The organism is Rhizobium leguminosarum (genome assembly GCF_002953715.1).
In the GTDB taxonomy this organism is placed as follows: Bacteria; Pseudomonadota; Alphaproteobacteria; order Rhizobiales; family Rhizobiaceae; genus Rhizobium; species Rhizobium leguminosarum_V.
Genome location: NZ_CP025017.1, coordinates 217,778 through 243,617, shown reverse-complemented (window position 1 = coordinate 243,617; position 25,840 = coordinate 217,778). Strand labels below are relative to the sequence as shown.

Here is a 25,840-nt window from a genome sequence, read left to right as displayed (position 1 = left end):
GGAAGGGAGCATGATGTCGTCCGAAAACCGCTCACACTTTTCGGCATCATGCTCTAGCTTTTCAGCCGCGCCGTCAGCTCGAGAAGGATGTCTCTGACGGCGAGGGCCGGTTCCGACAGGGGATTCTGGTCGGAAACGCACAGCGACAGGGTTTCTTCGATCCGTGGAGAGACGAGCCGGCAGATCAGCGGCTCACTCGATTCCGATACGATGCGATCGGCGATGGCTTTCGGCATGATCGTCGCGCCGAGGCCGCTGCCCACCGCGCGGGCCAGCGTCCGGACAATTTCGACTTCCGCCACGACTTTCAAATTGGTGCGCGTGCGGGTGAAGGCGGTATCGACCGCGCGGCGGACGAAATTATAGGCCGGCGGCAACAGCAGCGGTATTCCGTCGAGAGTATTGACCGGAACCGGTTTCGCATCCGCTTCGATTGCAAAGTCCCGATGCGCCACAAGGAAAAACTCTTCGCTGAGGATCGGCTCGAACCGGACACCCTTGATCGGTCCGGTTCCATGGAGAAGCGCCATCTCCAGCCGGCCGTTCATGATCATCTGGCTATAGGTCTGGCCGACGCTTTCGGTCAGGTGCAGCAGGATACCGGGATGCCGTTTGCGGGTCTCCGCCAGGAGGTCGACCGACAGCGTGGCGGCACTGCTGAACGGCACGAGACCGACGGACACACGCCCGGCAAGCGAATTACCGGCTGCGGATGCATCCGCTTGCGCCTGCTCCATTTGCCGAAGGATAATCTGCGCATGGCGGTACACCGCATGTCCCGCATCGGTCATGCTGACGCCCTGCTGGCTGCGGATCAGCAGCTTGTGGCCGAAATGCTCCTCCAGTGCTGCAAGCTGCTGACTGAGCGCCGGCTGGGCGATATGCAGAAGGTCCGCCGCTCGCGTGATGCTGCCGCTGTCGACGATCACGATGAAAGATTTGAGGCGTCTGATGTCCATGAGGATCGGGGTACCGTTCTGATCTGCGCGGCTTACATTTGCAGACACGCATTGCTTTTGCAACGCGACGCCGTCGCTACTTTCCTCAGGCCCGGACGCAGCAAGCTGATGCCCGGCATCAGCTCTTTCTCTTCTTCAGCAGCCTGCGCCGGCTCCATAACCGTTGCTTATTGCTCCAGAGATAATCGGTCTTAGGCAAGGGGTTTAAGCTTCGCTACTGTCTCAATCAACAACAAGGGAACGACAATGCCATTCTCCGACTACAAGACCGCACTGGTGACCGGCGCATCCTCCGGTATCGGCGCAGCCGTGGTTGAGCGGCTCCGCCGGGAGAACATCGAGGTCCATGCGGTTGCCCGCAGTGCCCAAGCGCTGCAGCAGCTGGCCGCACGGACGGGCTGCATCGCCCACGTCATCGACGTGACCGACCGTCAGGCCATGGCCGAGCTCACCCGTCGGGTGGAGTTCGATATTCTCGTCAACAATGCCGGTGTCGACCGGCCGAAGAAGTTCCTGGAAGCCGAGGACGGCGATATCGATCTCATCGTCGACGTCAATCTCCGGGCGGTCCTGCACATCTGCCGCATGGTCGTGCCCGGCATGGTGGCGCGCGACCGCGGGCACGTCATCAACATCTCGTCGATCGCCGGTGCCTACAATTTCGGCGGCAACTCATCCTACCACGCCACCAAGGCCGGGGTGAGCATGCTGTCCAACCAGCTGCGCATCGACGCTTTCGGCAAGCGGGTACGGGTCACGGAAATCTGCCCCGGCCGGGTCGCCACTGACATTTTCAATCACGTCCACGGCGATGACCCCAGCATCCGCGAACGGTTCATCGACGGCTTCGAACTGCCACAGGCCGCCGATATCGCCGACGCGATTGCCTTCGCCATAGCAGTCCCCGTCGCCGTCAACATCGGGCACATGGAGATCACGCCGACGCTGCAGGTCATGGGCGGCCTGCAGACGGCAAAGCCCCAGCCTGCGGCGAAGCTGGATCAATCCGAGGAGCCAAGCCCGTGAGCGGTTTCGACCTTTCGGCAATCCTGGGAAATCCGGAATATACCGCCATGCTGCTGCATGGCATCGAGATGACCTTCATCATCTATGCCGGCTCCTGGTCGATGGCGATGGCGCTGGCACTGCTGCTGCTGGCGTTGCGTTTGTCGCCCTTTCGCTTCGGCGATCCGTTAGTTGCCGCTTACGTCTCCTACCACCGGAACGTCCCCACCCTGGTTCAGCTGATGCTGTGGTACTTCGGGATTTTCACCCTGATGCCGAGCGGGGTAGCCGAATGGCTGGCCGTCCATAATGCCGAGGCCATTTTCGCGGTGATCGGGCTCGGGCTTTGCCAGGCGGCCTATTTCAGCGAAGATCTTCGGTCGGGCGTGCGCTCGGTCAGCCCCGGCCAAATGCAGGCAGCCCGCGCCCTTGGCCACGGCTATGTCTCGGCGATGCGTTTCGTCATCATGCCGCAGGGCGTGCGCAACGCGCTGCCGCCGCTCATCAATCACAGCGTTTCCCTGTTCAAGAACAGCAGTCTCGCCGTCGTCATCGGAGCCTCGGAACTGACCCATGCCGTCAAGGAAATCGACAACCTCAGCTTCCGGACCTTCGAGATCTACCTGGTCGGCACGATTCTCTACCTTTTCTTCTCGCTCGTGATCATGAGCATCGGCGCCTATCTGTCGATGCGCACCGATCCTGCCAGGAGTGCGCGCGCATGATCCACGACATGATCGCCATCGTCCAAGACTACTGGCTGCTGCTGCTGATCGGCCAATATCCCAATGGGCCGCTTGGCGGGCTCGCCAACACGCTGATCCTCTCGGCGCTCAGCATCGCTCTCGCCTTTCCGGTCAGCATCCTGTTCGCACTGGCGCGGCTCTCCAGGTCGCCGCTGCTGCGCTGGCCGGTCACGGCACTCGTCTATTTCACCAGAGGCGTGCCGCTGCTGATGCTCATCCTGTGGAGCTATTTCCTCGTTCCGCTGCTGACCGGCGCCGATGTACCGAGCTTCGTGACGATGCTGACGACACTCGTGGTCTATCAGAGCGCGTTCCTGAGCGAAGTCGTCCGTGCCGGCATCGTCGCGCTCGGACCGGGCCAGATGGATGCGGGGCGTGCGCTTGGCCACAGCTATATCGGTGCGATGCGCTTCATCATCCTGCCGCAGGCGCTCTACAACATGATCCCCAGCATCATCTCCACCTTCGTCTCGACGATCAAGGACACGACGCTCGGCTACGTGATCAACGTGCCGGACCTGACCTTTGCCGCAAGCCAGGTCAACAACCAGCTCCTGACGCAGCCTTTCCAGGTCTTCCTCATTCTGGCGATCGTATACTTCGCCATCTGCTGGACGCTCACCTACTTCGCAAATCGCCTCGAGCGGAGCATCACGCGGCGGCGTGCGGGACTTTCCAACCTTCCCTCTGCCGCCTTGGTCGCGCCATCGAAAATCATATCGGAGCAGCTATGACCATGTCAGTTTCAGCACAGGAATTGCAGACGATCCGGCTTTCGCAGGTCTGCAAGAGCTACGGCGACTACCCGGTCCTGAAGGACATCGATGCGCAGGTCTCGCGCGGAGAGGTCGTGGTCATCTGCGGGCCGTCCGGTTCGGGAAAATCGACGCTGATCCGCACGATCAATCGCCTCGAGGAGATCAACAGCGGATCGATTACGCTCGACGGGCAAAACATTCACGCCGCCATGCGGGCAAAGGAACTCAATGCACTGCGCAGCCGGATCGGCTTCGTATTTCAGAACTTCAACCTGTTTCCGCACCTTTCGGCGGTCGAAAACGTGTCGATGTCGCCGATCCGAGTGAAAGGCGTGGCGCCGGATGTTGCTGAGGACAAGGCCCTCAAGCTTCTCGATCGGGTCGGCCTTGCCGATAAGGCCCGGGCCTATCCCGGTCAACTCTCGGGCGGCCAGCAGCAGCGGGTGGCAATCGCCCGCGCCCTTGCCATGGAACCGCCGGTGATGCTGTTCGACGAGCCGACCAGCGCGCTCGATCCTGAAATGGTCGGCGAAGTGCTGGCCGTCATGAAGAGCCTGGCGTCGGAAGGCATGACCATGCTTTGCGTCACCCACGAAATGGGTTTCGCGCGCGACGTCGCGGATCGGGTCTGGTTCATCGATGCCGGCCAGATCCTCGAAATGGCGACCCCCGAGGAATTCTTCAACAATCCACGCCATCCCCGGGCGCAGCGTTTCCTCGCTGATCTCAGGCATTGATATCAACCACCAAAAACAAAGGAGAACAGCAATGAACTGGAAATACCTAACCCTCACCGTCGCATTTGCCGGCATGGCGGCCGCCGTGCCCGCAAAAGCCGATCAGCTCGACAACATCATCTCGGCGAAAACCCTGCGCTGCGCGACGTTCGCCGACGTTCCTCCCTTCGCGTCACCCGATCCGAAGACCCGCGAAATGGCCGGTTTCGACGTCGATCTCTGCGGCGCCATCGCCAAGGAATTGGGCGTCAAGGCTGAGATCAAGCCGGTTTCAGTCGAGGCGCGCGTGCCCGAGGTCAAGCTCGGCCGGGTCGACATCACCGTTGCCAACCTTGCCTATACTCTGAGCCGTGCTGAGCAGATCCAGTTCAGCGATCCCTATTATCTCGCCAAGGAAATGCTGATCGTGCCGGCGGACGATGCCGGCAAGAAGAAGGCCGATTATGCGGGCCAACGCATCGCTTCGACCAAGGGTTCGACGTCGGAAATGTCGATCAAGCTCAACAAATCCGACCCGCTGACCTTCCAGGATACAGCCTCAGCCTATCTCGCCGTCCAGCAGGGCAAGGCGCGCGGCATGGTGGCCAACACCATGACGACGACCAAGTTCGTCAATGAATCGAAGAGCAAGGGCAAGCCAATGCGGATGATCGAGGAGCCGATGCTGTATCAGCCGATCGGCATCGGCATGGCCAAGGATCAGCCGGCGCTGACCGCCAAGATCAACGAGATCCTTCGCAAGCTCGACACATCGGGCGAGATCAACAAGATCTGGGACAAGTGGCTCGGCCCGGATACCGAATACAAGATGACGCGCACCGACAAGGTCGTATCCCTCTCCGAGCTAAAGTTCGACCCGATCCCCTAAAGCATGATGCCGAAAAGTGTGAGCGGTTTTCGGACGACATCATGCTCACCTTCTTCGATTTAGACCCGGAATCCGATTTTGGCCGACCCGGCCCAAAATCATCCGGATCTGGGCCGACCGGCCTCGGCGTCATCCGATGACAATGTCCAAACGAAATCAGACGGCGGGACATGCCCGCCGTCGGCCAACGAAGGGAGGCATCCATGATCCATATTAAAGATATTGCCGAACGGCCAAGCAAAGCCGATATCGACGCCGTTTCCAAGTTTTCGCCCGCGACGATCCACGAGGCCCAAGGGCGCCGCGGAGCCCTTTCCTCCCGCCTGAAGCCCGTCGACTACCGCATGAAACTCTGCGGTCCGGCCTTTACGGTGAAATGCGCGCCGCGTGACAACATCATGCTGCAACTCGCCATCAACTACGCAAAGCCGGGCGATATCATCGTCGTATCGGCGGGCGAATACGAAGAGGCCGGATCCTTCGGCGACGTTCTCGCCAATGCCTGCCTGGCAAAGGGCATCGGCGGTCTCGTGACCGACACCGGCGTGCGCGACACGCTTCAGCTTAGGGAGCTTGGCTTTCCGGTCTTCTCGCTCAGCGTCTGCATCAAGGGAACGGTAAAGGAGACCATCGCGGCGGTGAACGACACGATCATCGTCGGCGGCGAAATCATTCATCCCGGCGACATCATCGCCGGCGATGCCGACGGCCTGGTGATCGTGCGCCGCCAGGAAGCGCAGGAAGTCGCCAGGCTGTCACAGGCCCGCGAAGATGCCGAGGCCGGCTATATCGCGGCATATAAGCAGGGCAAATCGGTCATCGAGGTCAGCAATCTCGAACCGGTGCTGAAAGCCAAGGGCCTCGTCGTCGACATCTGACGCGACAGCGCAATAGCTATCAGTCCTGCCACTTTATAGGGCGGCTGGTCTTTTCGGCCAGCCGCCTTATGCAAACCGGGCGGTTCAAACGCTTTCGGGCGTAATCGTTTCGAAGGGAACCACCCGCTGAAGGATGGTTGTGCTGTCGCGGTGTTCCAGCGCTGCGATCATCGTCGCGATCAATTCGTCCGATATCTGATCCAGCGGATGGCACAATGCCGCCATGATTAGGCCTTCCGTCAAGCCCTTGCGCGTTTCCGGGCCGATGTCGCGGCAGACGACCCTGACCTTATCTCGCTTTTCGACCGGCGCTTCGCGAAGAGCGCGCAGCACACCGGAAATTCCCCCTCCAACGATGAAGATACCTCTGAGGTCATCGAGTTCGGAAAGCAGCTGGCTGACGATCCGGTAGGCTTCCTGCGGCTCCTCATGTGTCGGCCTGCTGTCATCCACCTGAAGATGGGGCGCGTGCTCGCGCATATAGGATCGAAAGCTCGCATCGGAGACATCCTGGCACTGATAACGATGATTGCCGATGAACACGGCGATCCGGCCGGGCATCGGCGTGGTCTGAGCCAGAAACCATGCGGCGGTCCGCCCGAGTTTCCAATTGTCGGTGCCGACGAAGCCGGCACGATCCCGGGCAGACTGATCGGTTATGTATGCAACGACTGGCTTTCCCCTCTCCTTGAGGGATTGGATGGTCTGCCCGATTAACGGGTGGTCGCCCGCAATGACAGCAACTGCATCACAGCGTTTACCAAGCGCTTCGAGACGATCTGCAATATTTTGTGGCTCGAGGACATCGACGAAATCGACCACAGCCACGACCTTCTCATGCTGGCGTCTCGCGGCCGCCTCCGTGATCTTGGAGCCGAACAGCCGGTAGAGCTCACGGCTCGACTGCTGGAGAAGAAAGCCGAAACGATAGTTCGGCAGGAGCCGCTGCCTGCGGTCCTCGATCACGCCGCGGCCATAAAATCCAATCTCTTCCGCGGCATTTTGCACCCTCTCGATCGTTTCCGCACGCACTGCGCCGGTACCTCCGAGGATGCGGTTGACCGTGGCGATGCTGACGCCGGACGCCAGGGCAAGATCAGCAATGGTCGGTCTCTTCATGATATATTTCATTCCATTTTTGGATGAAATGAAATGATACATTAATTTCATTAAAACGCAATAGGCATTCCATTTTCGGCATTCGGTTGATACAAATATTCCAGCGAGTTGGGAGCCTTGCTTTGAGGAATTGTTACTCTCGACCGCCTTTTTGGGAGGAAATCACATGAGTTTTTCAATGCGCGCTGTACGCGGGCTGCTGGCTGGCGCTGTTTTCGTTCTTGGCGCTTCTTCTGTCATGGCCGCGAATATTGCTGTCGTCGGCGGCAAGACCGATGACGAATTCTGGAGCCGTATCAAGAAAGGCGTCGATGACGCCCGGCTCGTCGTCGAGAAGAATGGCGGCTCCGTCAGCTATCTGCAGCTGCAGACCTACGACAATCTCGGGCCTGACGCCGCCCAGCTCGTCCGCACGGCCATCAGCCAGGGCGTGACCGGCATCGTGGTGCCCGACTGGGTGCCCGAGGCGGAAGACGAGGCCATCAAGGCTGCCGTCGCTGCGGGCATCAAAGTCATCCTCATGAATGCCGGCAACATCGACAAAGCTCGCGAGCTTGGCGCGATCAACTATGTCGGCTCGGATGAATACACGGCCGGCAAGGCAGGCGGCGAATATTTCGCGTCCAAGGGTGCGAAAAATGTCATTTGCGTCAATACGCTCCCGGGTGCGGCAAACCAGGAGGCCCGTTGCAAGGGTGTCATCGACGGCATCACCGGAAAGGGCGGCACTGGCAAGCAGCTGCCATTGCCGGCGACCAGCTTCGGCGATCAGACGGCAATCGCCGAGGCCGTCAAGGCGACACTGCTCCAGGACGACACCATCGACGGCGTCCTCAATGTTGGGGCTTCCGACGCTGATGCGGCTGCAAGCGGGATCGCTCAGGCGAACAAAGTCGGCAAGGTCGCGCATGGCACCTTCGACCTGAATGCCTCGGGGCTTGCCCGCATCAAGGACGGTTCGCAGACCTTTGCGATCGACCAGCAGCCTTACCTGCAGTCGCTGCTGGGGGTTTCGCTTCTCGCCGCGCATATCGACTACGGCACCAACCTGCCGACCGCACCGGTGCTGACCGGCCCGGGCATCGTCGATGCGGCGAACATCGACGCCACCCTGGCCGGCGTCAAGGAAGGCGCTCGCTGATCGTTCGAAACGGACTCCGGCCCGCGGGATATCCGCGGGTCGAAGTTTATCGAGCGTGCGGACCACCGCGTCCACGCTCCTGGAGATTCACGCCCAAACTGGGGTAGGCATATGAACAATCTTTCATTCGGCAACCTATTGCGCCGTCCCGAGGCGGGTGCATTCCTCGGACTTGTCGGCGTCCTCGTGTTCTTCGTCGTATTCGGCAGCACCAAGTTCCTGGAGCCCGCCGGCGCCGCAAGCTGGCTCAACGTCGCCGCCAATCTCGGCATTATCGCTCTTCCCATCGGACTTTTGATGATCGCAGGCGATCTCGACATTTCGATTGGCGCAATGATCCCGGCCGGCTCCATGACGGTCGCGGTCCTCTCGGGCTACTACGATCTTCCCATATGGGTCGGAATGCTCGGCGCGCTTGCCTTCGGCCTCATCGTCGGGCTGGTCAACGGCTACCTCGTCGTGCACACGGCCGTGCCTTCGCTGATCGTAACGCTCGGCACCCTCTTTGCTGTACAGGGCCTGATGCTTGGCACCTCGGTTCTCGTCACCGGCACCACGAGCGTGGCGCTGACTGCCGACCCCTGGGCAAAGTTTCTTTTCGGGCAATTCCTGGCCGGGTCGTTTCAGGTGATCATCCTGTGGTGGGTGGCCATCACCGCGATCTTCATCTTCTTCATTCACTTCTCGCCTTACGGGAACTGGATTTTCGCGATGGGCGGAGACAAGGTCAGTGCCCGCAACGCCGGCATTCCGACGACCCGTCTGACGATGGTCCTCTTCGTCCTCTCGGCGATGAGCGCCTCCTTCGTCGGCATGTGTCAGGCCATCCTGTTCAATTCCGCGCAGGTTTCGGGCGGAATGACATTCATCTTCAACTCGATCATCTCGGTCGTCGTCGGAGGTGTGCTGCTGACCGGAGGGTTCGGGTCGGTGATCGGGATCTTCTTCGGCACGATCACCTTCGCCGTCGTCAACCAAGGCATCTATTTCACGACCTTCGACCGCAATTGGTCGAGCCTGATCATCGGCGTGATGCTGCTCGTGGCCGTCCTCATGAACAATACGTTCCGCCAGATGGCGCTGACCTATTCACCCAAGAAGAAGAAGTGAGAGCTGAGACATGGCTGGCCCAATTCTTGAACTTGAAAACGTCAACAAGTCCTTCGGCCCGATCGATGTGCTCTATGACATCACATTGAGCGTCCATCCCGGTGAAGTACTTTGCCTGCTGGGTGACAATGGCGCGGGAAAGTCCACCCTGATCAAGACCTTTGCCGGTGTCTACAAGCCGACAAGCGGTGCGGTGAAGTTCGAAGGCCGACCGATCGTCTTCCAGAATCCGCGCGAAGCTGCAGACCTCGGCATCGCGACCGTCCATCAGTTCGGCGGCACCTTTCCGCTGATGAGCATCGGCCGTTCGTTCTTCGTCGGGCGGGAACTGACCAAGGGCTTCGGCCCGTTTAAAATCTACGACCGCAAGGCGGCCAATGAAATCGCGGTCAAGGCCGTGCGCGAGTTCGGCATCACCCGCATCGACGATGGCGATCGCCTGATCGGCGGTCTGTCGGGCGGAGAGCGGCAATCCCTGGCAATCGCCCGAGCCGTCCACTTCGGCGCCCGGGTGCTGATCCTCGACGAGCCGACCGCCGCTCTCGGCGTCAAGGAGGCGGCGCATGTGCTGCGTATCGTCCTGGAAGCGCGCCGTCGCGGCCTGGCCGTCATTTTCATCACTCACAACGTCATTCACGCCATGACGGTGGGAGACCACTTCGCGGTGCTCATCAAGGGTGCGAAGGCGGCCGACTTCCGCAAGGGCGAAAAGACGCGCGAAGAGATTACCGACCTGATGGCAGGAGGCGAGGCCATGGCCGAACTCGAAGCCGAGATCGAGGCGTACTCGACAGCGCATAGCGGACATCCCCCGCCGGTCTGACCGACCGCCGCCGCGGATGAACTCCAGAAACTCTAAAGAGCTCGCCTACCCCGGCGGGATGGCCCAGCACAATCATCGGACGGGTAACAGCCATGAAGATTGCAATCGATCCCTTTATGCATCGCCACCTCTCACTCGAAGAATTGCCCTCGAAGGTGGCTGAACTCGGATACGAGTGGATAGAGCTCAGCCCGCGGGCCGATTTTCTCGAGTGGTTCAAGGCGCCCCGCGTGTTTCCGGCCCGCGCCAAGGCATTCAAGAAAGCGCTTGCCGATGCCAATGTCGGCATTGCCTCGATCCTGCCAATGTATCGGTGGGCCTCGAACGATGAAAATGAGCGGCAAGCTGCCGTCAAGCACTGGAAGCGCGCCATCGAGATCAGTGTCGAACTCGGCGTCGACACGATGAACTCGGAATTCGGCCGCGGGCCCCATCCGGACAAGGGTTCGTGCTACTGCTGCCATACCGGTTCCATGATCGAGGCCTGCGAAGACGCCTGGTGGCGCTCGATGGAAGAGTTGGTGCCGATCTTTGAAAAGGAAGGCATAAACCTGCACGTCGAACCGCATCCCGAGGATTGGTGCGAAACCCTGCAGCCGGCGCTCGATATCATCAGGACGGTCAACTCGAAGAACGTCAAGTTCCTCTATTGCGCGCCGCATACCTTCTATTTTGGCGATGACACCAAGGCGATGCTCCGGGAAGCAAAGGACGTGCTCGCCCATGTTCATGTCGGCGACACTTTCAATCATAAGGCCTCCTCGGGGCTCCGCTACATCCTCAATCCTCCGGGCACGCAGGCCAGGGTGCATCAGCACCTGAACATCGGTCAGGGCGAGGTTCCCTGGGAAGACTTCTTCAGCACGCTGGCGGAGATCGGGTTCGACGGCATCATGACCGCATGCGTCTTCGCCTGGGAGGACAAGGCCGACCACTCCGGCAAGTTCATGCGCGCCGAAATGCAGCGCTTCGTCGACAAATACTGGACCGCGAAATAACGCGCGATGCCCCTCTAGCGGTTCGCGATGCAGCCAGGCGATTGGCGCGAGCGACCGCGACCGGGGTTCTGCCCAGAACGCTTAAACATCACAGACATCATTCCTGGAAGGACAGAAGATGATCAACGGAGAAAGATCCATCGAGCGCCCCCTGCTTTGGGGCATGGTCGGCGGCGGCCGCACCGGGCAGGTGGGCTACAAGCATAGAACCGGCGCCCAGCGGGACGGCACCTACCGGCTTATCTGCGGAGCTTTCGATCTCGACGCCGAGCGTGGACGCGACTTCGGCACGCAGATCGGCGTTACTGCGGACAGGTGCTATGGCGACTATAAGGAACTGATCGCCAAGGAGGCCGGGCGTGAGGACGGCGTCGAGGTCGTCTCGATCGCCACGCCGAACTTCACCCACTACGAGATCACCAAGGCGTGCCTCGAAGCCGGTCTTCACGTGATTTGCGAAAAGCCGCTGTTCTTCACCGTCGCCGAATGCGACGAGGTCGCCAAGCTGGCCAAAGAGAAGGGCCTGATCGTCGGTGTCACCTACGGCTTCACCGGCCATCCGCTGGTTCACCAGATGGCGGCGATGGTCAAGAAGGGCATGCTCGGCGATATCCGCATCGTCGACATGCAATATACCCACGGCTTCAACTCGGGCGACGATGTCGGCGCCGGCGAAGCCTTGAAATGGCGCACCAATCCCAAGACGGCCGGCCCGACCTTCGTTCTCGGCGATATCGGCACGCACCTCTACCATCTCTCCGAAGTAGTGCTGCCGCATATGAAGATCGAAAAGCTGCTCTGCGACCGCAAGGCCTTCATTCCGACCCGTGCGCCACTCGAAGACCATGCGACCGTTCTCATGCATTACGACAACGGCGCCCGCGGCCGTCTCTGGGTATCCTCGGTGAATGCCGGGAATATGGGTTCGCAGCGCTACCGTTTCGTCGGCTCCAAGGCCTCCGTCGAATGGTCTGATTCCCACCCGGACCAGCTGATTTACGAAGTACAGGGTGAACCGAACCGCACTTTGCATCACGGCATGCCCTACCTCGAAGAGGAAAGCCTCGCCTACGATCGCATGGGCGCGCTGCACACCGAAGGCTTGGGCGACAGCTGGGCGAACATCTACCTCTGGATCGCCCAGGCGATCGACGCAAAACGTCGCGGCGACGAGGCATTCCTCAAAGGCCATCATTATCCCGGCATCGAAGCCGGCACCGAAGGTGTGCGCTGGCTGGAAAACTGCGTTCGCTCGGCGGACGCAGGTTCGGCCTGGGTCGAGTTCAAGTGATCGATCAGGGGGCGCGTCGGATCTCCTCCATCCTCCTCCCAGGCGCGTCCCCGACACCCCCTTTTAGCCCGGCACCCTCTTTTAGAAAGACAATGACATGAAACTATCGATCTGCACCGATGTGATGGGCGACCTTTCCTTCACTGACATGCTCGACAAATGCATCAAACTTGGTGTCGAAGGTATCGAGATGACCGGCGGCGGCTGGTCGCGCGGACCGCACTTCCGTGCCGACGAGCTGCTGGCCGACCGGGGCCTGCTCAAGACCAAGTTGAAGGAAATCGAAGCCCGCGGCCTGGAAATCGCCGCGCTGAATTGCTCGGCAAACCCGCTCGATCCGGGTGACATGGGCAAGCGCCACCGCAAGGAAATGGAAGACACCATCCGGCTCGCCGGCGAAATCGGCGTGAAGAAGATCGTCACCATGTCCGGCCTGCCGGAAGCCGCCCCCGGCGACACGGTGCCGAACTGGCTGGTCTACACCAAGAGCTGGCCGAACGAGATGCCTGAGCGCGACCGATATCAGTGGGAAGATCGGGCCTTCCCGCTCTGGCACGGCCTGGTCAAGCTCGCCGATGAAGTCGGCGTCGAAAAATACGCGCTGGAAAACTTCTCGGCCATGCTCGTATGGAACCCCGAGACCCTCTTCCGCCTGCGCAACGAAGTCGGTGCGAAGGTCGGCATGAACCTCGATCCGTCGCATCTGATGTGGATGGGCGCCGACCCGATCGCCTCCGCCCGTGCGCTGGGCAATGCCATCCATCATTGCCATGGCAAGGATACCCGCATCGAGCGGGGCCTCGCCGACGTCAACGGCTTGCTCGAGCTCAAGGACGTAACCGACGTCGCCAATCGCAGCTGGAACTATGTCGCCGTCGGCGCCGGCCATGACCTGCAATGGTGGAAGGAGTTCTTCTCCGTGGTGCGCATGGTCGGCTACAACGATTGGGTCAGCCTCGAGATGGAAGACTTCACCATGTCGACCGAGGCCGGCATCCAATCCTCCATCGATGCACTGCAGGCAACAATCAGCCGCTGATGGACAGGCGCGGGCGGTCGTTCGCCCGCGCTCCCTTTGCATTGGTCGTTTCCTGCGAAGAGGCCGGCGGATCACCATGACAGAATTCAATAGTACTGCGAGGAAACCGACATGACCAAGACATTGGACGTGATCACGATCGGGCGCGCCGGCGTCGACCTCTATGGGGCGCAGGTCGGAGGACGGCTGGAGGATATGGGATCCTTCGAAAAGTATATCGGCGGCAGTCCGACCAACATTGCCTGCGGCACGGCGCGGCTGGGCCTCAAGTCGGCACTGATCTCCCGGGTGGGCGATGAGCATATGGGCCGGTTCATCCGCGAGGAGCTTGCCCGGCATGGCGTCGACGGCAGGGGCGTCGTGACGGATCCCGAGCGGCTGACGGCACTCGTCATTCTCGGGATCCGCGACGAGGAACGTTTCCCGTTGATATTCTACCGGGAAAATTGCGCCGACATGGCGCTTTGCGAGGAGGATATCGACGAGGCTTTCGTTTCCAGCGCCCGTTCGGTGCTGGTGACGGGAACACACCTCTCCCATCCGCGCACGGAAGCGGCCGTGCTCAAGGCACTCGGCTTTGCCCGCAAGCATGACGCCAAAACGGCTCTCGACATCGACTATCGCCCAAACCTTTGGGGGGTGGCCGGCCATGGCGAGGGGGAAAGCCGCTATGTGGCAAGCGGGCAGGTGACCGAAAGACTCCAGACGACGCTTCATCTGTTCGATCTGATCGTCGGGACAGAGGAAGAATTCCACATCGCCGGCGGGACGACCGATACCGTGGCGGCCCTGCGGACCGTGCGGGCCGTGACTGCGGCGACGCTCGTCTGCAAGCGCGGCGCCAAAGGGGCGGTCGCATTCGAAGATGCGATACCGGATAATCTGGACGAGGGCATTTCGGGCGAGGGTTTCCCGGTCGAAGTCTTCAACGTTCTCGGTGCCGGAGACGGCTTTTTCGCCGGGCTGCTGAAAGGCTGGCTTGATGGCGAGGACTGGCCGACCGCGCTCAGATACGCCAATGCCTGCGGCGCTTTTGCAGTCTCCCGTCACGGCTGCACGCCGGCATATCCGTCACTTCAGGAGCTGAATTTCTTCCTCGAGCGCGGCATGACGCGCCCCGATCTGCGCAATGATCCCGAGCTGGAGCAGATACACTGGTCGACCAACCGGCATGGCGACTGGTCTGAGATGCGAGTCTTCGCCTTCGATCACCGGATGCAGCTCGAAAGCATGGCGGGCTACACGGCGTCGAAGGGCGGCGCTTTCAAGGAGCTTTGCCTTGAAGCGGCACTCAAGGTGCAGAACGGGCGTTCCGGCTACGGAATCCTCTGCGACGACCGAATTGGCCGGCGCGCACTACACGCCGCCTCCGGGACCGGCCTTTGGATCGGCAGACCCTGCGAGTGGCCGGGGTCGCGGCCGCTTAGCCTGGAGCCGTCACTCGGTCCCGATTGCGGGGGGCTTTCGGAATGGGCACGCGAGAACGTCGTCAAGGTGCTCTGCTTCTGCCACCCCGATGATGACGATGCGACCTGGGGCCGGCAACTGGCGGAAGTGCGGCGGCTTTACGTGGCCTCGCGCCGCAACAGACTGGAATTCCTGCTCGAGGTCATCCCTTCCAAGGTCGCAAGCATCACCACGGACACAACCGCGACACTGATCCTCCGCTTCTATGCCGAAGGCATTTTTCCTGACTGGTGGAAGCTCGAACCGATGGACGAGCCCGAAGCCTGGGCGAGGGTCTGTGCCGCCATCGAGGAAAACGATCGTCATACAAGAGGGATCGTGGTCCTCGGCCTGGATGCGCCGGAGGACGTGTTGAAGGCGAGCTTTGAAGTTGCCGCGAGCTTCCCACTCGTCAAGGGATTTGCCGTCGGCCGGACGATCTTCGGCTCCGTCGCCCGCGGCTGGTTCGAGGGCTCGATCAGTGATGAAGAGGCTGTCGAAGAGATGGCGAAACGATATTCCCGGCTTTGCACGGTCTGGGACCGTGCGCGGGCGCACGTGCAGGAGGCAGCAGAATGACAACGATACGACTGACCGCCGCGCAGGCCATGATGAAATGGCTCTCGGTCCAGATGACCGAGGATGGCGAACGCTTCATCGAAGGCGTCTGGGCGATCTTCGGTCACGGCAATGTCGCCGGCATCGGAGAGGCGCTGCATGGGATTGGCGACGCCCTTCCCACATGGCGCGGCCAGAATGAACAGACCATGGCGCATGCGGCGATTGCTTATGCGAAGACGCTGAAGCGCCGGCGCGCCCAGGCCGTGACATCCTCGATCGGCCCGGGTGCCACCAATATGGTCACGGCTTGTGCGCTTGCCCATGTCAACAGATTGCCCGTGCTTTTCATACCCGGAGATGTGTTCGCCAATCGCCGCCCCGAGCCGGTGTTGCAGCAGATCGAGGATATGAACGACGGAACCGTCAGCGCCAATGACTGCTTCCGGCCGGTCTCGGCTTATTTCGACCGGATCGCCCGTCCCGAGCATCTCCTGACTTGCCTGTCGCGCGCCTTGTCCGTCATGACCGATCCCGGTCATTGCGGCCCTGTCACGCTGGCATTCTACCAAGATGTGCAAGCAGAGCTCTACGACTACCCCCAAGCCTTTTTCGAACCGAAGGTGTGGCGCATCCGTCGTCCCGAACCGGATCCGCGGGAGGTCGCAGATCTCGCCGATGCCATCCGGGCTGCGCGCAGGCCGGTGATCATTTCCGGCGGCGGCGTCATCTATTCGCAGGCCGAGGCCGAACTCGCCGCATTCGCGGAGAAGCATCATATCCCGTTTGTCGAAACACAAGCCGGGAAGGGCGCCAACAGCTGGGAGCACCCGCTGAATTTCGGATCGCCTGGTGTGACCGGCTCGGCGTCGGCCAATGCGCTTTGCGCCGAGGCGGACCTCGTGATCGGCATCGGCACGCGCTTCCAGGATTTCACCACAGGCAGCTGGGCGCTTTTCCGCAATCCCTCGCGCCGACTCGCTTCGATCAACCTTGCCGGATATGACGCGACCAAGCATTCGGCATTGCCCTGTGTCGGCGATGCCAAGGTCACGCTGGCGCGCCTGTCCGCCGCGCTCGAAGCGTATCGCGGGCCTGGCGTCGATGCCGGGAGCAGGACCGATTGGCACAAAACGGTCGAACGCGTGACGGCGGCGCCGGAGGCGGACGGACCTGGACCCCTGCCCACCGATGCGCAAGTCATCGGCGCCGTGCAGCGGGTGGCGACGGAAAACTCCGTGGTCATGTGCGCAGCCGGCACCATGCCGGGCGCACTGCAGGTGCTGTGGCAATCTGCCAAGGGCGGATACCACATGGAATATGGTTTCTCTTGCATGGGATACGAAGTGGCGGGCGCCATGGGCATCAAGCTCGCCCGCCCCGACAAGGACGTCATCTGCTTCGTCGGCGACGGCTCCTACATGATGGCCAATTCGGAACTCGCAACCGCCGTCATGCGGCGGGTGCCGTTCACCGTCGTGTTGACCGACAACCGCGGTTACGGCTGCATCAACCGCCTCCAGATCGAGTGCGGCGGCGCCGAATTCAACAACATGTACAAGGACTGCAATGTCGACATACAGCCCGAGATCGATTTTGTCGCGCATGCCGCCTCGATGGGCGCCCATGCCGAAAAGATAGGGTCCATCGCCGAGCTTGAGACACGCATCGTGGCGGCGCGGGAACGGAACATTCCGAGCGTTCTGGTGATCGACACCGATGCGGTCCCCGGGACCGACGCAGGCGGCCACTGGTGGGACGTTGCCGTTCCGCAGGTCGGTGGCCCCGAGCGGCTCGAGCAGGCCCGCGCGCGTTACAACGAGAATGCCGCCAATCAACGTGCGTTTGATTGAAGGACAGGAACTTGGCTCTCAGGCTGGCGCTCCCGCCACATGGCGGACGCCCGTGCTCAAAGATCGGTCTGGACACTATTATGGACACATGTTCTATAAAATGGACAGATTCGACGGGAGCACGCCATGCATCTTTCCATGTGGACTTATCCCTGGGACATCCAGGACCAGGGGCTTGCAGCACTCGCCGCCGACCTTCGCGGCCGCGCGGGCCTGAACACGGTCAGCCTGGCGACCTCCTATCATGCCGGCCGGTTCCTGCAGCCGCGCAGCCCGCGGCAGAAGGCCTACTTCCCCGAGGACGGGACCGTCTACTTCCGGCCGGATGAAAGTCTGTGGCTGGACAAGGTGATCCGGCCGCTGATGGCTGGGAATGTCACTAAGCGCGGCGACATGCTGGAAGCGCTCGTCAAGGGACGCGACACGACGGGGCTTAAGGTCTCCTGCTGGACGGTCTGCCTGCACAATACCCGTCTCGGCATGCTGCATCCCGATCATGTGACGCGGAACGCCTTCGGCAATCCCAACTATTACAATCTCTGCCCCTCCAGCCCGGCGGCGCGGGACTATGCCATCACCCTTGTTCGCGACATCACGACCAACTACCGGCCCGATATGGTGGAACTCGAGAGCCCGAACTTCATGGGATTCGCGCATGAATACCATCACGAGAAGGACGGCGTGGGCCTGAATGCCGAAGACGATTTCCTGCTGTCGCTCTGCTTCTGCGACCATTGCACGGCGCGCGCCATAAAGTCCGGCGTGCCGGTCGAAGGCGCGCGCGGAACGGTCGCGCGCTTCATCGCGGAACTCTGCGAACGAGCTGTCCCGAAACAACAATTCCCGGACTTTCCGGCGGCCAGTATCGATGCCTTTTGCGACCATCCTGATCTGCATGCCTATCTCGCTTGGCGGAGCGAACCGGTGACCAGCCTGATCGGAGAGATCAAGGCGGCCGCCGATCCGGCGACACGCATCGTGCTCATCGACCTGAAGGACGGATGGCTCGGCGGCGTCGATCTCGCCGCCACCGGCAAGCTCTGCGACGGGGCAATCCTCTGCTGCTACGACATGGAACCGGATGCGGTCACTGATGTCATCCGAACCGGCCGGGCGGCAATCGGACCGGGCAAGTTCCTCGGGGTGGGCCTGCGCGTCTTCTATCCCGAGGTCAGCGGGCCGGCGGTGCTCGCCGCACGCGCCAAGGCCGCCGTCGATGCCGGCGCCGACGGCGTGAACTTCTACAATTACGGCCTCATACCAGCAAAGCGTCTCGATTGGGTCCAAGCAGCGGTCGGCGCAATCACTTAAGCAGATCAGCGCCCTCAGGATGCGATAGGTTCGGCGACCTGGATCAGGCAGTCGCCGGCCTGGCTGTCGCAGTGCAACCGGTGGGAAATGACTATGCCGCTCTCGGCAAAGCGCAGCTCTTCCTCGGGCTGCTCCAGACGCTCCAGATCATGATACCATCCGGCAAGCTCACCGGCGGCAACGGTGGCGCCGAGGGCTGCGGCCGGCTCGAACCAGCCTCTGCGGTTCGCATAGATGCCCTGGCTGTGCCGGGATAGCGAAAGCAGTTGCAACGGTCCGGGCTCGGCGAACGGCATGCGTGACAGGACCGGACGCTTCACGATGCTGAGTGTGACGAGCAGCCGGTCGATCGCGGCCGCCGCGAAACCCATTGTCTCAGGCGTCACGGTACCGCCGCCGCCGAACTCACCGGAAAGACCGATGGTTCCGGCCCTTGCCGCAGCCCCCATCGATGTCGGCGCTGTCGGCCCGTTATCGGCGATGAAGGCATGCGACGCACCCATGGCGCGCATCAGCGAAACGGACCGCTCGAAGCGGGCGGCATCGGCCTGCCGCTCGATCAGCGTACAGGGCAGGTGGGCCATGGAGGTGCCGCCCGAATGCAGATCGAGCACGACGTCATGGCGCGGAAAAAGTTCATGTTCAAGGAAATGCGCCATCCGCACCGTCGGTGATCCGGTGGGATCGCCGGGAAACGCCCGATTGAGATTGCCGCCGTCGAAGGGCGAGCAGCGCTTGGCCGCCATCACCGCCGGCAGGTTCGCCATCGGCAGGATGGTGACGGCGCCGCGGATTTCGGCGACATCCAGCAGCCGCATCAGCCGGCCGAGCTGGAGTTCGCCCTCATATTCGTCGCCATGGTTGCCGGCCATCAGCAGCAAAGACGGCCCCTCGCCATTCCTCAGGCGAAGGACCGGAATGCGGATCTGATAATAGGGCGAACGGTCGATCGAATAGGGAATGGCGAGGTGGCCTGCCTGTCGGCCCTCGCGCAAAAAGTCGATCGGATTGACGAGACCGCTATGCATGATGTCTCCAGTGCGGGCGGTTGCGATGCCGTTACAGCGCCGCGCGTCTTTTTGAGACGCGCAAAGGACGCTGTAACACTTTCAACTTAGGCATCGTGCTGTCCGATGCGCTAGAGCGCGGCGATCGCGGTCATTTCGACGCGCAGATCGGGATCGGCGAGACGAGCCTCGGTACAGGCGCGGGCCGGCGGATTTTCGATGTCGATCCAGTCATCATAGACGCTGTTCATCGCCTCGAAATCGACGATCGCCGGCAGGAAGACATTGACGGCGATGAGGCGCGAGCGATCGATACCGGCTTCTTGCAAAAGGGCGTCGATCTTGCCGAGCACGTCGCGGGTCTGATCCTCGATGCCAGCCTTGCGATTTTCCGCGACCTGGCCGGCAATATAGACGAGACCGCCGTAGCTGACGGCTTGGCTCATACGCGAACCTTTCTGATAACGCTGGATCATGGCGGGTTTTCCTTTTCTTGCTTTTGGAGGGAAAGTTCAGCCGAAGCTGGTCAGATAGGCCGCCGTCACCGAATGGTCCGGGTCGAGGCCGTAGAGGATGGCATGCCGGTCAAGGCAGGTGCAGGGATGCGAGATGCCGCACTCGATAACGTCGCCGACCGCAACGTCGCTGCCCTCGGCAAGGGCCACGAAGGCGTGTTGATCGTTGAGGCGGAAAACGTCGGCGCCCACGAGATCGGCGAGATACGCGCCATTGCGATAGAGCGCCAACGGCCGTGGCAGGCCTTGGTCCATGGCCACGTCGCGCATGCCCATGCCTGAGATCGCCAGCCGCGGCTCCGGCCGGGAGAGGACCTCGGCCCAGACCCGCAGCGCCGGACGGAAACCCGCGGCCGCCGAGACCGTCTCGCCGCCGATGCGGAAGCCGCCGCGTGCATCGAGGCCGGCAAGGCCGCGCTCGTAGATGCCGTGATCGTGGAAGAAGATCGCGCCGCTGCGCAGCACCAGCCGGCAGGCGGGATCGGCCGCAACGGCGGCTGAAAGCCTGGCAATCACGAGGTCGAAAAACACCGAGCCGCCGGCCGTGACGAGGAGCGACCGCTCGTCGCCGATGCGGGCGCGCAGCTTCGGCAGGAAATCGGATGTCACCGCCATCAGCGCGTCGATGCGACGCATCGTCTCTTCCGCATCGGCGGTCGCGGCCGCACCTTCATAGGCGGCGATGCCGGTCAGCCGGAAGGCCGGCGTCTCCGCGGCAAGGATCGCCTCCAGGTTGCCTCGGCGGCGGCGACGCCGCGGGCACCGGCGCGACCGGCACCGAACTCCACCAGCAGACCGAGGGGCGGCAGATCGACACGCTCCTGCCAGGCGGAGCGAAGAGCCTCGGCGAGCGCCGTCGAATCCACGAAGATATGAAGTTCCGCATCGGGATAATGGGCAAGCAGGGCCGCGAGCCGGCGGGCAGCGGCGGCCCCGCCGATCTCGTTGGCGAGGATCAGCCGGCGCTGTCCCGCCTTGAGCAGGACGGCGGCCTGGCGGATATCGGCGACCGTCGTGCCCCAGGCGCCTGCCGCCAGAAGTGCCTCCGCCAGCGCCATCGACATCGGTGTCTTGGCGTGCGGAGCGATATCGGCGCCGTGGCTCTTCACATAGGCCATCATCAGTTCGACATTTCCGGTGAAGGCCTGCCGGTCGAGCGAGATCAGCGGCAGGGCCATCCTGCCGTCATAGGGCTTCCATCCCTGCTTGCCGATTGCATCCAGCGGAAGCGGCGGATTGCCCGGCGGAAAGCCGCGCACCTGCTCGTCGATCAGCACGTTTTCCGTCGCGGTATGGAGGTCAGACATGGCAGCCACTCCTGATCTCGGCCGGGTCGGCGATGCCGAGGCGATAGGTGTCATTGGCGGTGGCAAAGAACAGGGCGCGCTGCTCGTCGTAAGAGAGCTGCGAGGCGACCGTGCGGAAAACCTGGTAGACCTCATCGAAAGAGGCATGCAGGCCCGCAACCGGAAAGTCGCTCGCGAACATGGCGCGCGCCGGACCGAAACAATCAAGGCAATGCTCGATCACCGGCCGCAGGCTTTCGAGCGTCCACTTATTGTCATAGGCGACGAGGTCGGAAATCTTCAGGCGCAGATTCGGCTCGTTGCCAAGCGCCCGCAGACCACGGCGCCAGAGCGCCATGCCGTCCTCCGTCCGGTCAGCCGGGCTGCCGCCGTGGTTGAGCACGAAAAGCGTTTGCGGAAAAGCACGCACCAGTTCGAGCGCCTCATTCATCTGCCAGGGATAAAGCATAAGGTCGAAGACCAGTCCGAGCCGCGTGGCATGGGCAAGTCCCGCCCGCCAGGCGGGATCGTCCATGCGGTTCGGGCGCGAAGCAAAACTCTTCGCCGCGTCCGGATGCCAGCTCAAAATATCACGGATGCCGACGACATTCGGGTTTGCCGCTTCCGCCTCGAGCAGGCGCATAGCGTCCGGCCCGTCGAGGGGCACGCGCGCGATATAACGGCGTGCCACGCCGGAGCTGCGGTCGAGACCATCCAGCCAGCGGCTCTCTTCGAGCGGGTAGGCAACGGACCAGCCGGCCTCCACATGCACGGTTGCAACGACGTTCTGGCGAGCAGCATCGGCGCGATAATCGTCGATAGCATAGTCGCGTAGGATCGGTGCGAGGCTTCCGAAAACCATCTCCTCGCCGGATGTGCGCGCCTTCTGCAGCCAGGGATGGCGTTGCAGGCTGAGGTCCCAGAGATGGTGATGCGGGTCGATCACCGGCCCGTCGTAGAGCTCCGTCATCGGCGCGCCTCCCGGCCGGAAACCAGCAGAAGAGCGAGGATCAAGGTGCCGAACATGATCGAGCGCCAGCCGGGGGAGGCATTGACGACGGTGATCAGCGCCGTCGTCGTGACGAGCAGGATCGCCCCCGGGATGGTCCCGGCATAGGTGCCGCGGCCGCCGAGGATGGAGGTGCCGCCGAGCACGACGGCGGCGATCGAGGTCAGCAGATAGGGGTCGCCAATGCCGACATAACCTTGCCGGTTCATGCCGAGCACGAGAATGCCCGCAAGCCCTGCGAAAAAGCCCGACAGAGTGTGGACGATCAGCGTGTTGCGCGTCACGCTGACGCCGGAAAGCCGGGCCGCCAGCGGGTTCGCCCCAAGCGCCAGGAACCGTGCGCCGATCGGCATGCGGTGGACGAGCAGCAGGACGACGATCGAGACGACGAGCCACAGAATGATGCCTGAGGGAATGCCGAGCGGCCGCGCCTGCCCGAGCAGAATGACCGCTGGGTTGCTGACGGTGACCGCGCTGCCGCCGGCGACGATGACGAGCAGGCCCTGCAGGAAGGTCGCCATGGCAAGCGTCATGATGATCGGCGGCACGCGAAGATAGGCAGCACCGGCGCCGTTCATCAGGCCGATGCCGGTGGCGATGGCAAGGGCCGCCGCGATGCCGGCGAGGCCGGTCGGGTCCCAGGCGGGCGAGATCAGGGGTAGCAGGATCGCCGTGACGGTGATGACCGCGCCGACGGAGAGATCGATGCCGCCCATCAGAATGACGAGCGTCTGCCCGGCGGCGGCAATGCCGATCACCGCGGCGAGTTCTACCAGGTAGCGCAGATGGCCATAGGCGCCGAAACCACGCAGCGAGACGCTTGCGACGATCCAGACGAGCGCGACCAGAAGAAAGGTCAGGAGCGGCGGATTGCGGAACACGGACCTGATCATGTTCATCGCCTTGCCCTCCATTGCCCGAGAAGTTCCGGAACGGCGACTGCGCCAACGATGATCAACCCTTGAGCGACATATTGGGCGACCGGCGGAAAGCCCAGGAAGAACATGACGTTGATCATCACCGAGAGCAGTAGGCTGCCGCAGATCGCGCCGCGCATCGTGCCCTTGCCGCCGAGGAAACCCACGCCGCCGAGCACGGCAGCGGCGATCGAGTTCAGCGTGAAGGGCGTGCCGATGACGGGATCACCCGAGCCGGTCTGGGCGGCGACGAAGAGACCGGTCAGGGCGGCGAGAAGGCCGGACAGGGCGAAGGCTGCGACCTTCACCCGTTCGACCGGGACGCCCGAGCGGAACGCGCCGACCGGATTGTCGCCGGCCGCGTAGATGCCGAGGCCGAGCGGCGTTGCAAGAAAGGCCTTCCAGAGCGCCAGGATCACAATGAGCAGCAGGAAGGCGACGGGCGTGTGGCCGGCCAGCACCGTCGACAGCCAATCGGGAATGAACCCACCCGGCCGCGGCAGCAGAATGAGTGCGACCCCGCCGATGATGAAGGAGCCGGCAAGCGTAACGATGATTGCAGGCAGCCTCAGATAGGTAACAATGGCGCCGATGACGGCACCGATCGAAAGACCGGCAAGCGAGACAGCAAGAATGCCTCCCGGGACGCCAAGCGCCCCTTCCATCGTCGTCGCGGCGATCACCGCTCCAAGACTGACGAGCGGGCCGATCGCCAGCGTAATGCCGCCGTTCAGCATGAGCAGTGCCTGCGCCATGGTGACGAGCGCGAGCGGGAACCAGTTCTGCGTGAACTTGGAGAAGCCGCCGATCGAAAGGATGCCGGGAAAGAGCAGCGCATAGAGGATGAGAAAGGCGGCGACGACCAGATAGAGGCCGGCAAGGCCGCGGTTGCGGCGGAGCTGGATCGAGCCGTAGAGCCGGGATGACGACCTCGTGCTCATGCCGCCTCTCCCTGCTTCGTGGTGGTGATGCCCATGGCCGCGCCGACGATCGCCCCTTCGCTGATTTCATCCTGCGACAGCGACGCAGCGACGCGCCCCTCGCGCAGAACCACGACACGGTCGCAGAGATGCACGAGTTCCGGCGTATCGGAACTGGCCAAAATGACCAGCCGCCCCTCAGCGGCGAAGGCGCGGAGCATGAGATAGATTTCCCGCTTGGTCTCGATGTCGACGCCGCGCGTCGGATCGTTGAGCAGCAGAACGGAGGGATCGAGCGGCAGCCATTTGGCGAGCGCCACCTTTTGCTGGTTGCCGCCGGAAAGCGCCTGCACCGGGCGGGCCGTGTCGCCCTTGATCGTCAGCCGGCGCGCGAGATCGGCGACCAGACCGTTTTCCGCCGGTCGGTCGCGTAAGCCCTTGCCGGCGAGCCGTCCAAGCGAGGGCAGGATGAGATTGGATGCGATGGAGTGCGGCAGCACCAGCCCCTCATGCTTGCGGTCGGCCGGGACATAAACGATGCCGGCGGCATTCGCCTCGCCGACATGGCCGGGCAGGGCGGGTTTGCCGGATACCTCCGCCCGACCGGCCGAGGCTGGAATCGCGCCGTAAAGGCCAAGCAGCAAGTCTTCCTGCCCTTGTCCCACGAGCCCGCCGATGCCGACGATCTCGCCGGCGCGGGCGGAGAAGCCGATGTCACGCACCATGCCTGCGGAAAAACCTTCGACGCTGATGCGCATCGCCCCGGGTGCAGTGACGGAGCGCGGCGGGAACAGGTCGCCGGTCTCGCGGCCGACCATCAGGCGCACCAGCCCTTCGCCGTCGATGCCGGACAGCGACTGGTCGGCGGTGACCAAGCCGTCCTTCAGCACTGTGACATGCGAGCAGAGCGCCTGCACCTCGTTGAGGCGGTGGGAAATATAGAGAAGTGCGGTGCCGCGGTCTCTCAGCGTCTCGATCAGGCGGGCAAGGATGCCGGCTTCATGTGCGGAAAGCGATGAGGTCGGCTCGTCCAGAATGAGCACACGCGGCTTGCGAAACAGCGCCTTGGCGATCTCCACCATCTGACGGCGGCCAAGCGCGAGGTCGGCGACCGGCATGTCGAGCGGCTCGGTGAGCCCCACCATATCGCAGACGTCTGACACGCCGCGATGAAGCGCTCTGTAATCGATGAGACCGAACCGGCGCGGAAAGGCGCCGAGCCCGATGTTTTCGGCAATCGAGAGACTGGCCGTGAGGCTCAGTTCCTGCTGAACGACGGCAATACCCGCACCGCGCGCAGCCGCCGGGCTGAAGCGCTCGACCGGCTTGCCGTCGACGAGGATGGAACCGCCGTCCGGCTGGAGAGCGCCGGACAGGAGGTTGATCAGCGTGGACTTGCCGGCGCCGTTTTCGCCGAGCAGGGCGTGAACCCTGCCCGGCAGAAGGGCGATATCGACGCCCTTCAAAACGGGATTGCCGAAAAATCCCCTGAACACCTGCCGGGCTTCCAGCAGGGGTCTTTCTTCCATCATGACGGCTTTCCTCA

Annotated in this window: 23 protein-coding genes and 1 pseudogene; 15 read left to right on the top strand and 9 right to left on the bottom strand. The window is 62.4% G+C overall.

Going from position 1 to position 25,840, the window contains the following annotated elements; genetic code table 11:
* Nucleotides 1-53: 53 nt before the first annotated feature.
* A complete protein-coding gene (nac, locus tag CUJ84_RS37615) occupies nucleotides 54-959 on the bottom strand; it encodes a nitrogen assimilation transcriptional regulator NAC (protein ID WP_017958243.1) in 906 nt (301 codons plus the stop codon).
* A gap of 246 nt (nucleotides 960-1,205) precedes the next feature.
* On the opposite strand from nac, the gene CUJ84_RS37610 reads away from it, so the two are divergent.
* From CUJ84_RS37610 to CUJ84_RS37580, 6 genes are all read left to right on the top strand, one after another.
* Nucleotides 1,206-1,985: an SDR family oxidoreductase gene (locus CUJ84_RS37610; RefSeq protein ID WP_105010474.1), complete on the top strand. Its 780-nt coding sequence runs from the start codon at nucleotides 1,206-1,208 to the stop codon at nucleotides 1,983-1,985.
* On the top strand, nucleotides 1,982-2,689 hold the full coding sequence (locus tag CUJ84_RS37605) for an amino acid ABC transporter permease (protein ID WP_105010473.1): 708 nt from the start codon (nucleotides 1,982-1,984) through the stop codon (nucleotides 2,687-2,689). The genes CUJ84_RS37610 and CUJ84_RS37605 overlap by 4 nt, the downstream gene beginning before the upstream one ends.
* Complete coding sequence (locus CUJ84_RS37600) at nucleotides 2,686-3,444, top strand: amino acid ABC transporter permease (protein ID WP_105010472.1); 759 nt, start codon at nucleotides 2,686-2,688, stop codon at nucleotides 3,442-3,444. The genes CUJ84_RS37605 and CUJ84_RS37600 overlap by 4 nt, the downstream gene beginning before the upstream one ends.
* Nucleotides 3,441-4,205 carry an amino acid ABC transporter ATP-binding protein gene (locus CUJ84_RS37595; protein WP_105010471.1) on the top strand — a complete coding sequence of 255 codons (765 nt, stop codon included), beginning with the start codon at nucleotides 3,441-3,443 and terminating at the stop codon, nucleotides 4,203-4,205. The genes CUJ84_RS37600 and CUJ84_RS37595 overlap by 4 nt, the downstream gene beginning before the upstream one ends.
* Before the next feature lie 31 nt (nucleotides 4,206-4,236).
* Nucleotides 4,237-5,073, top strand: coding sequence for an ABC transporter substrate-binding protein (locus tag CUJ84_RS37590; protein WP_105010470.1), 837 nt, complete (start codon nucleotides 4,237-4,239; stop codon nucleotides 5,071-5,073).
* A 203-nt stretch (nucleotides 5,074-5,276) separates the two neighbouring features.
* On the top strand, nucleotides 5,277-5,951 hold the full coding sequence (locus CUJ84_RS37580; RefSeq protein ID WP_028755774.1) for a 4-carboxy-4-hydroxy-2-oxoadipate aldolase/oxaloacetate decarboxylase: 675 nt from the start codon (nucleotides 5,277-5,279) through the stop codon (nucleotides 5,949-5,951).
* Between the two features lie 84 nt (nucleotides 5,952-6,035).
* On the opposite strand, the gene CUJ84_RS37575 is transcribed toward CUJ84_RS37580, so the two are convergent.
* Complete coding sequence (locus CUJ84_RS37575; RefSeq protein WP_105010513.1) at nucleotides 6,036-7,073, bottom strand: LacI family DNA-binding transcriptional regulator; 1,038 nt, start codon at nucleotides 7,071-7,073, stop codon at nucleotides 6,036-6,038.
* Between the two features lie 163 nt (nucleotides 7,074-7,236).
* Between CUJ84_RS37575 and CUJ84_RS37570 the strand changes: the two genes are divergently transcribed.
* The 9 genes from CUJ84_RS37570 to CUJ84_RS37530 all read left to right on the top strand — a co-directional run bounded on the left by CUJ84_RS37570 (nucleotide 7,237) and on the right by CUJ84_RS37530 (nucleotide 18,640).
* On the top strand, nucleotides 7,237-8,211 hold the full coding sequence (locus CUJ84_RS37570) for a substrate-binding domain-containing protein (protein WP_105010468.1): 975 nt from the start codon (nucleotides 7,237-7,239) through the stop codon (nucleotides 8,209-8,211).
* 111 nt (nucleotides 8,212-8,322) lie between these two features.
* A complete protein-coding gene (locus CUJ84_RS37565) occupies nucleotides 8,323-9,321 on the top strand; it encodes an ABC transporter permease (RefSeq protein ID WP_024320315.1) in 999 nt (332 codons plus the stop codon).
* A gap of 10 nt (nucleotides 9,322-9,331) precedes the next feature.
* Nucleotides 9,332-10,144, top strand: coding sequence for an ATP-binding cassette domain-containing protein (locus CUJ84_RS37560; RefSeq protein ID WP_018449063.1), 813 nt, complete (start codon nucleotides 9,332-9,334; stop codon nucleotides 10,142-10,144).
* A 92-nt stretch (nucleotides 10,145-10,236) separates the two neighbouring features.
* Nucleotides 10,237-11,142, top strand: coding sequence for a sugar phosphate isomerase/epimerase family protein (locus tag CUJ84_RS37555; protein WP_027688643.1), 906 nt, complete (start codon nucleotides 10,237-10,239; stop codon nucleotides 11,140-11,142).
* 118 nt (nucleotides 11,143-11,260) lie between these two features.
* Complete coding sequence (locus tag CUJ84_RS37550; RefSeq protein ID WP_105010467.1) at nucleotides 11,261-12,433, top strand: Gfo/Idh/MocA family protein; 1,173 nt, start codon at nucleotides 11,261-11,263, stop codon at nucleotides 12,431-12,433.
* Between the two features lie 97 nt (nucleotides 12,434-12,530).
* The gene (locus tag CUJ84_RS37545) at nucleotides 12,531-13,472 is read left to right on the top strand and encodes a sugar phosphate isomerase/epimerase family protein (RefSeq protein ID WP_105010466.1); all 942 of its coding nucleotides are present in this window, start codon (nucleotides 12,531-12,533) and stop codon (nucleotides 13,470-13,472) included.
* A 111-nt stretch (nucleotides 13,473-13,583) separates the two neighbouring features.
* A complete protein-coding gene (locus CUJ84_RS37540) occupies nucleotides 13,584-15,497 on the top strand; it encodes a bifunctional 5-dehydro-2-deoxygluconokinase/5-dehydro-2-deoxyphosphogluconate aldolase (protein ID WP_105010465.1) in 1,914 nt (637 codons plus the stop codon).
* Nucleotides 15,494-17,329 carry a 3D-(3,5/4)-trihydroxycyclohexane-1,2-dione acylhydrolase (decyclizing) gene (iolD, locus tag CUJ84_RS37535; RefSeq protein ID WP_105010464.1) on the top strand — a complete coding sequence of 612 codons (1,836 nt, stop codon included), beginning with the start codon at nucleotides 15,494-15,496 and terminating at the stop codon, nucleotides 17,327-17,329. Before CUJ84_RS37540 ends, iolD begins: the two co-directional genes overlap by 4 nt.
* A gap of 126 nt (nucleotides 17,330-17,455) precedes the next feature.
* Complete coding sequence (locus tag CUJ84_RS37530; RefSeq protein WP_105010463.1) at nucleotides 17,456-18,640, top strand: hypothetical protein; 1,185 nt, start codon at nucleotides 17,456-17,458, stop codon at nucleotides 18,638-18,640.
* Nucleotides 18,641-18,654: 14 nt separating this feature from the next.
* Here the strand turns inward: CUJ84_RS37530 and CUJ84_RS37525 are convergent, their stop codons facing one another.
* The 7 genes and pseudogenes from CUJ84_RS37525 to CUJ84_RS37495 all read right to left on the bottom strand — a co-directional run bounded on the left by CUJ84_RS37525 (nucleotide 18,655) and on the right by CUJ84_RS37495 (nucleotide 25,826).
* Nucleotides 18,655-19,668 (bottom strand): succinylglutamate desuccinylase/aspartoacylase family protein, encoded by a 1,014-nt coding sequence (locus CUJ84_RS37525; RefSeq protein ID WP_105010462.1) that lies wholly within the window; start codon nucleotides 19,666-19,668, stop codon nucleotides 18,655-18,657.
* Between the two features lie 110 nt (nucleotides 19,669-19,778).
* Nucleotides 19,779-20,123 (bottom strand): RidA family protein, encoded by a 345-nt coding sequence (locus tag CUJ84_RS37520; protein ID WP_105010461.1) that lies wholly within the window; start codon nucleotides 20,121-20,123, stop codon nucleotides 19,779-19,781.
* Nucleotides 20,124-20,159: 36 nt separating this feature from the next.
* Nucleotides 20,160-21,469, bottom strand: a pseudogene (locus CUJ84_RS37515) (alanine racemase).
* Nucleotides 21,462-22,418 carry an amidohydrolase family protein gene (locus CUJ84_RS37510; RefSeq protein ID WP_105010460.1) on the bottom strand — a complete coding sequence of 319 codons (957 nt, stop codon included), beginning with the start codon at nucleotides 22,416-22,418 and terminating at the stop codon, nucleotides 21,462-21,464. The pseudogene CUJ84_RS37515 and the gene CUJ84_RS37510 overlap by 8 nt, the downstream one beginning before the upstream one ends.
* Complete coding sequence (locus CUJ84_RS37505) at nucleotides 22,415-23,356, bottom strand: ABC transporter permease (RefSeq protein WP_105010512.1); 942 nt, start codon at nucleotides 23,354-23,356, stop codon at nucleotides 22,415-22,417. Before CUJ84_RS37505 ends, CUJ84_RS37510 begins: the two co-directional genes overlap by 4 nt.
* Nucleotides 23,353-24,315 carry an ABC transporter permease gene (locus tag CUJ84_RS37500; protein WP_105010459.1) on the bottom strand — a complete coding sequence of 321 codons (963 nt, stop codon included), beginning with the start codon at nucleotides 24,313-24,315 and terminating at the stop codon, nucleotides 23,353-23,355. Before CUJ84_RS37500 ends, CUJ84_RS37505 begins: the two co-directional genes overlap by 4 nt.
* On the bottom strand, nucleotides 24,312-25,826 hold the full coding sequence (locus tag CUJ84_RS37495; protein WP_105010458.1) for a sugar ABC transporter ATP-binding protein: 1,515 nt from the start codon (nucleotides 25,824-25,826) through the stop codon (nucleotides 24,312-24,314). The genes CUJ84_RS37500 and CUJ84_RS37495 overlap by 4 nt, the downstream gene beginning before the upstream one ends.
* Between the last annotated feature and the right edge of the window lie 14 nt (nucleotides 25,827-25,840).

What these genes read in the sequence shown, in the direction of transcription:
- CUJ84_RS37530 (WP_105010463.1), top strand. Translation starts at nt 17,456, where the DNA reads ATGCATCTTTCCATGTGGACTTATCCCTGGGACATCCAGGACCAGGGG.
- CUJ84_RS37595 (WP_105010471.1), top strand. Translation starts at nt 3,441, where the DNA reads ATGACCATGTCAGTTTCAGCACAGGAATTGCAGACGATCCGGCTTTCG.
- CUJ84_RS37560 (WP_018449063.1), top strand. Translation starts at nt 9,332, where the DNA reads ATGGCTGGCCCAATTCTTGAACTTGAAAACGTCAACAAGTCCTTCGGC.
- CUJ84_RS37525 (WP_105010462.1), bottom strand. Translation starts at nt 19,668, where the DNA reads ATGCATAGCGGTCTCGTCAATCCGATCGACTTTTTGCGCGAGGGCCGA.
- CUJ84_RS37600 (WP_105010472.1), top strand. Translation starts at nt 2,686, where the DNA reads ATGATCCACGACATGATCGCCATCGTCCAAGACTACTGGCTGCTGCTG.
- CUJ84_RS37590 (WP_105010470.1), top strand. Translation starts at nt 4,237, where the DNA reads ATGAACTGGAAATACCTAACCCTCACCGTCGCATTTGCCGGCATGGCG.
- CUJ84_RS37555 (WP_027688643.1), top strand. Translation starts at nt 10,237, where the DNA reads ATGAAGATTGCAATCGATCCCTTTATGCATCGCCACCTCTCACTCGAA.
- CUJ84_RS37610 (WP_105010474.1), top strand. Translation starts at nt 1,206, where the DNA reads ATGCCATTCTCCGACTACAAGACCGCACTGGTGACCGGCGCATCCTCC.
- CUJ84_RS37505 (WP_105010512.1), bottom strand. Translation starts at nt 23,356, where the DNA reads ATGAACATGATCAGGTCCGTGTTCCGCAATCCGCCGCTCCTGACCTTT.
- CUJ84_RS37550 (WP_105010467.1), top strand. Translation starts at nt 11,261, where the DNA reads ATGATCAACGGAGAAAGATCCATCGAGCGCCCCCTGCTTTGGGGCATG.
- CUJ84_RS37520 (WP_105010461.1), bottom strand. Translation starts at nt 20,123, where the DNA reads ATGATCCAGCGTTATCAGAAAGGTTCGCGTATGAGCCAAGCCGTCAGC.
- nac (WP_017958243.1), bottom strand. Translation starts at nt 959, where the DNA reads ATGGACATCAGACGCCTCAAATCTTTCATCGTGATCGTCGACAGCGGC.
- iolD (WP_105010464.1), top strand. Translation starts at nt 15,494, where the DNA reads ATGACAACGATACGACTGACCGCCGCGCAGGCCATGATGAAATGGCTC.
- CUJ84_RS37540 (WP_105010465.1), top strand. Translation starts at nt 13,584, where the DNA reads ATGACCAAGACATTGGACGTGATCACGATCGGGCGCGCCGGCGTCGAC.
- CUJ84_RS37570 (WP_105010468.1), top strand. Translation starts at nt 7,237, where the DNA reads ATGAGTTTTTCAATGCGCGCTGTACGCGGGCTGCTGGCTGGCGCTGTT.
- CUJ84_RS37565 (WP_024320315.1), top strand. Translation starts at nt 8,323, where the DNA reads ATGAACAATCTTTCATTCGGCAACCTATTGCGCCGTCCCGAGGCGGGT.
- CUJ84_RS37495 (WP_105010458.1), bottom strand. Translation starts at nt 25,826, where the DNA reads ATGATGGAAGAAAGACCCCTGCTGGAAGCCCGGCAGGTGTTCAGGGGA.
- CUJ84_RS37500 (WP_105010459.1), bottom strand. Translation starts at nt 24,315, where the DNA reads ATGAGCACGAGGTCGTCATCCCGGCTCTACGGCTCGATCCAGCTCCGC.
- CUJ84_RS37580 (WP_028755774.1), top strand. Translation starts at nt 5,277, where the DNA reads ATGATCCATATTAAAGATATTGCCGAACGGCCAAGCAAAGCCGATATC.
- CUJ84_RS37510 (WP_105010460.1), bottom strand. Translation starts at nt 22,418, where the DNA reads ATGACGGAGCTCTACGACGGGCCGGTGATCGACCCGCATCACCATCTC.
- CUJ84_RS37545 (WP_105010466.1), top strand. Translation starts at nt 12,531, where the DNA reads ATGAAACTATCGATCTGCACCGATGTGATGGGCGACCTTTCCTTCACT.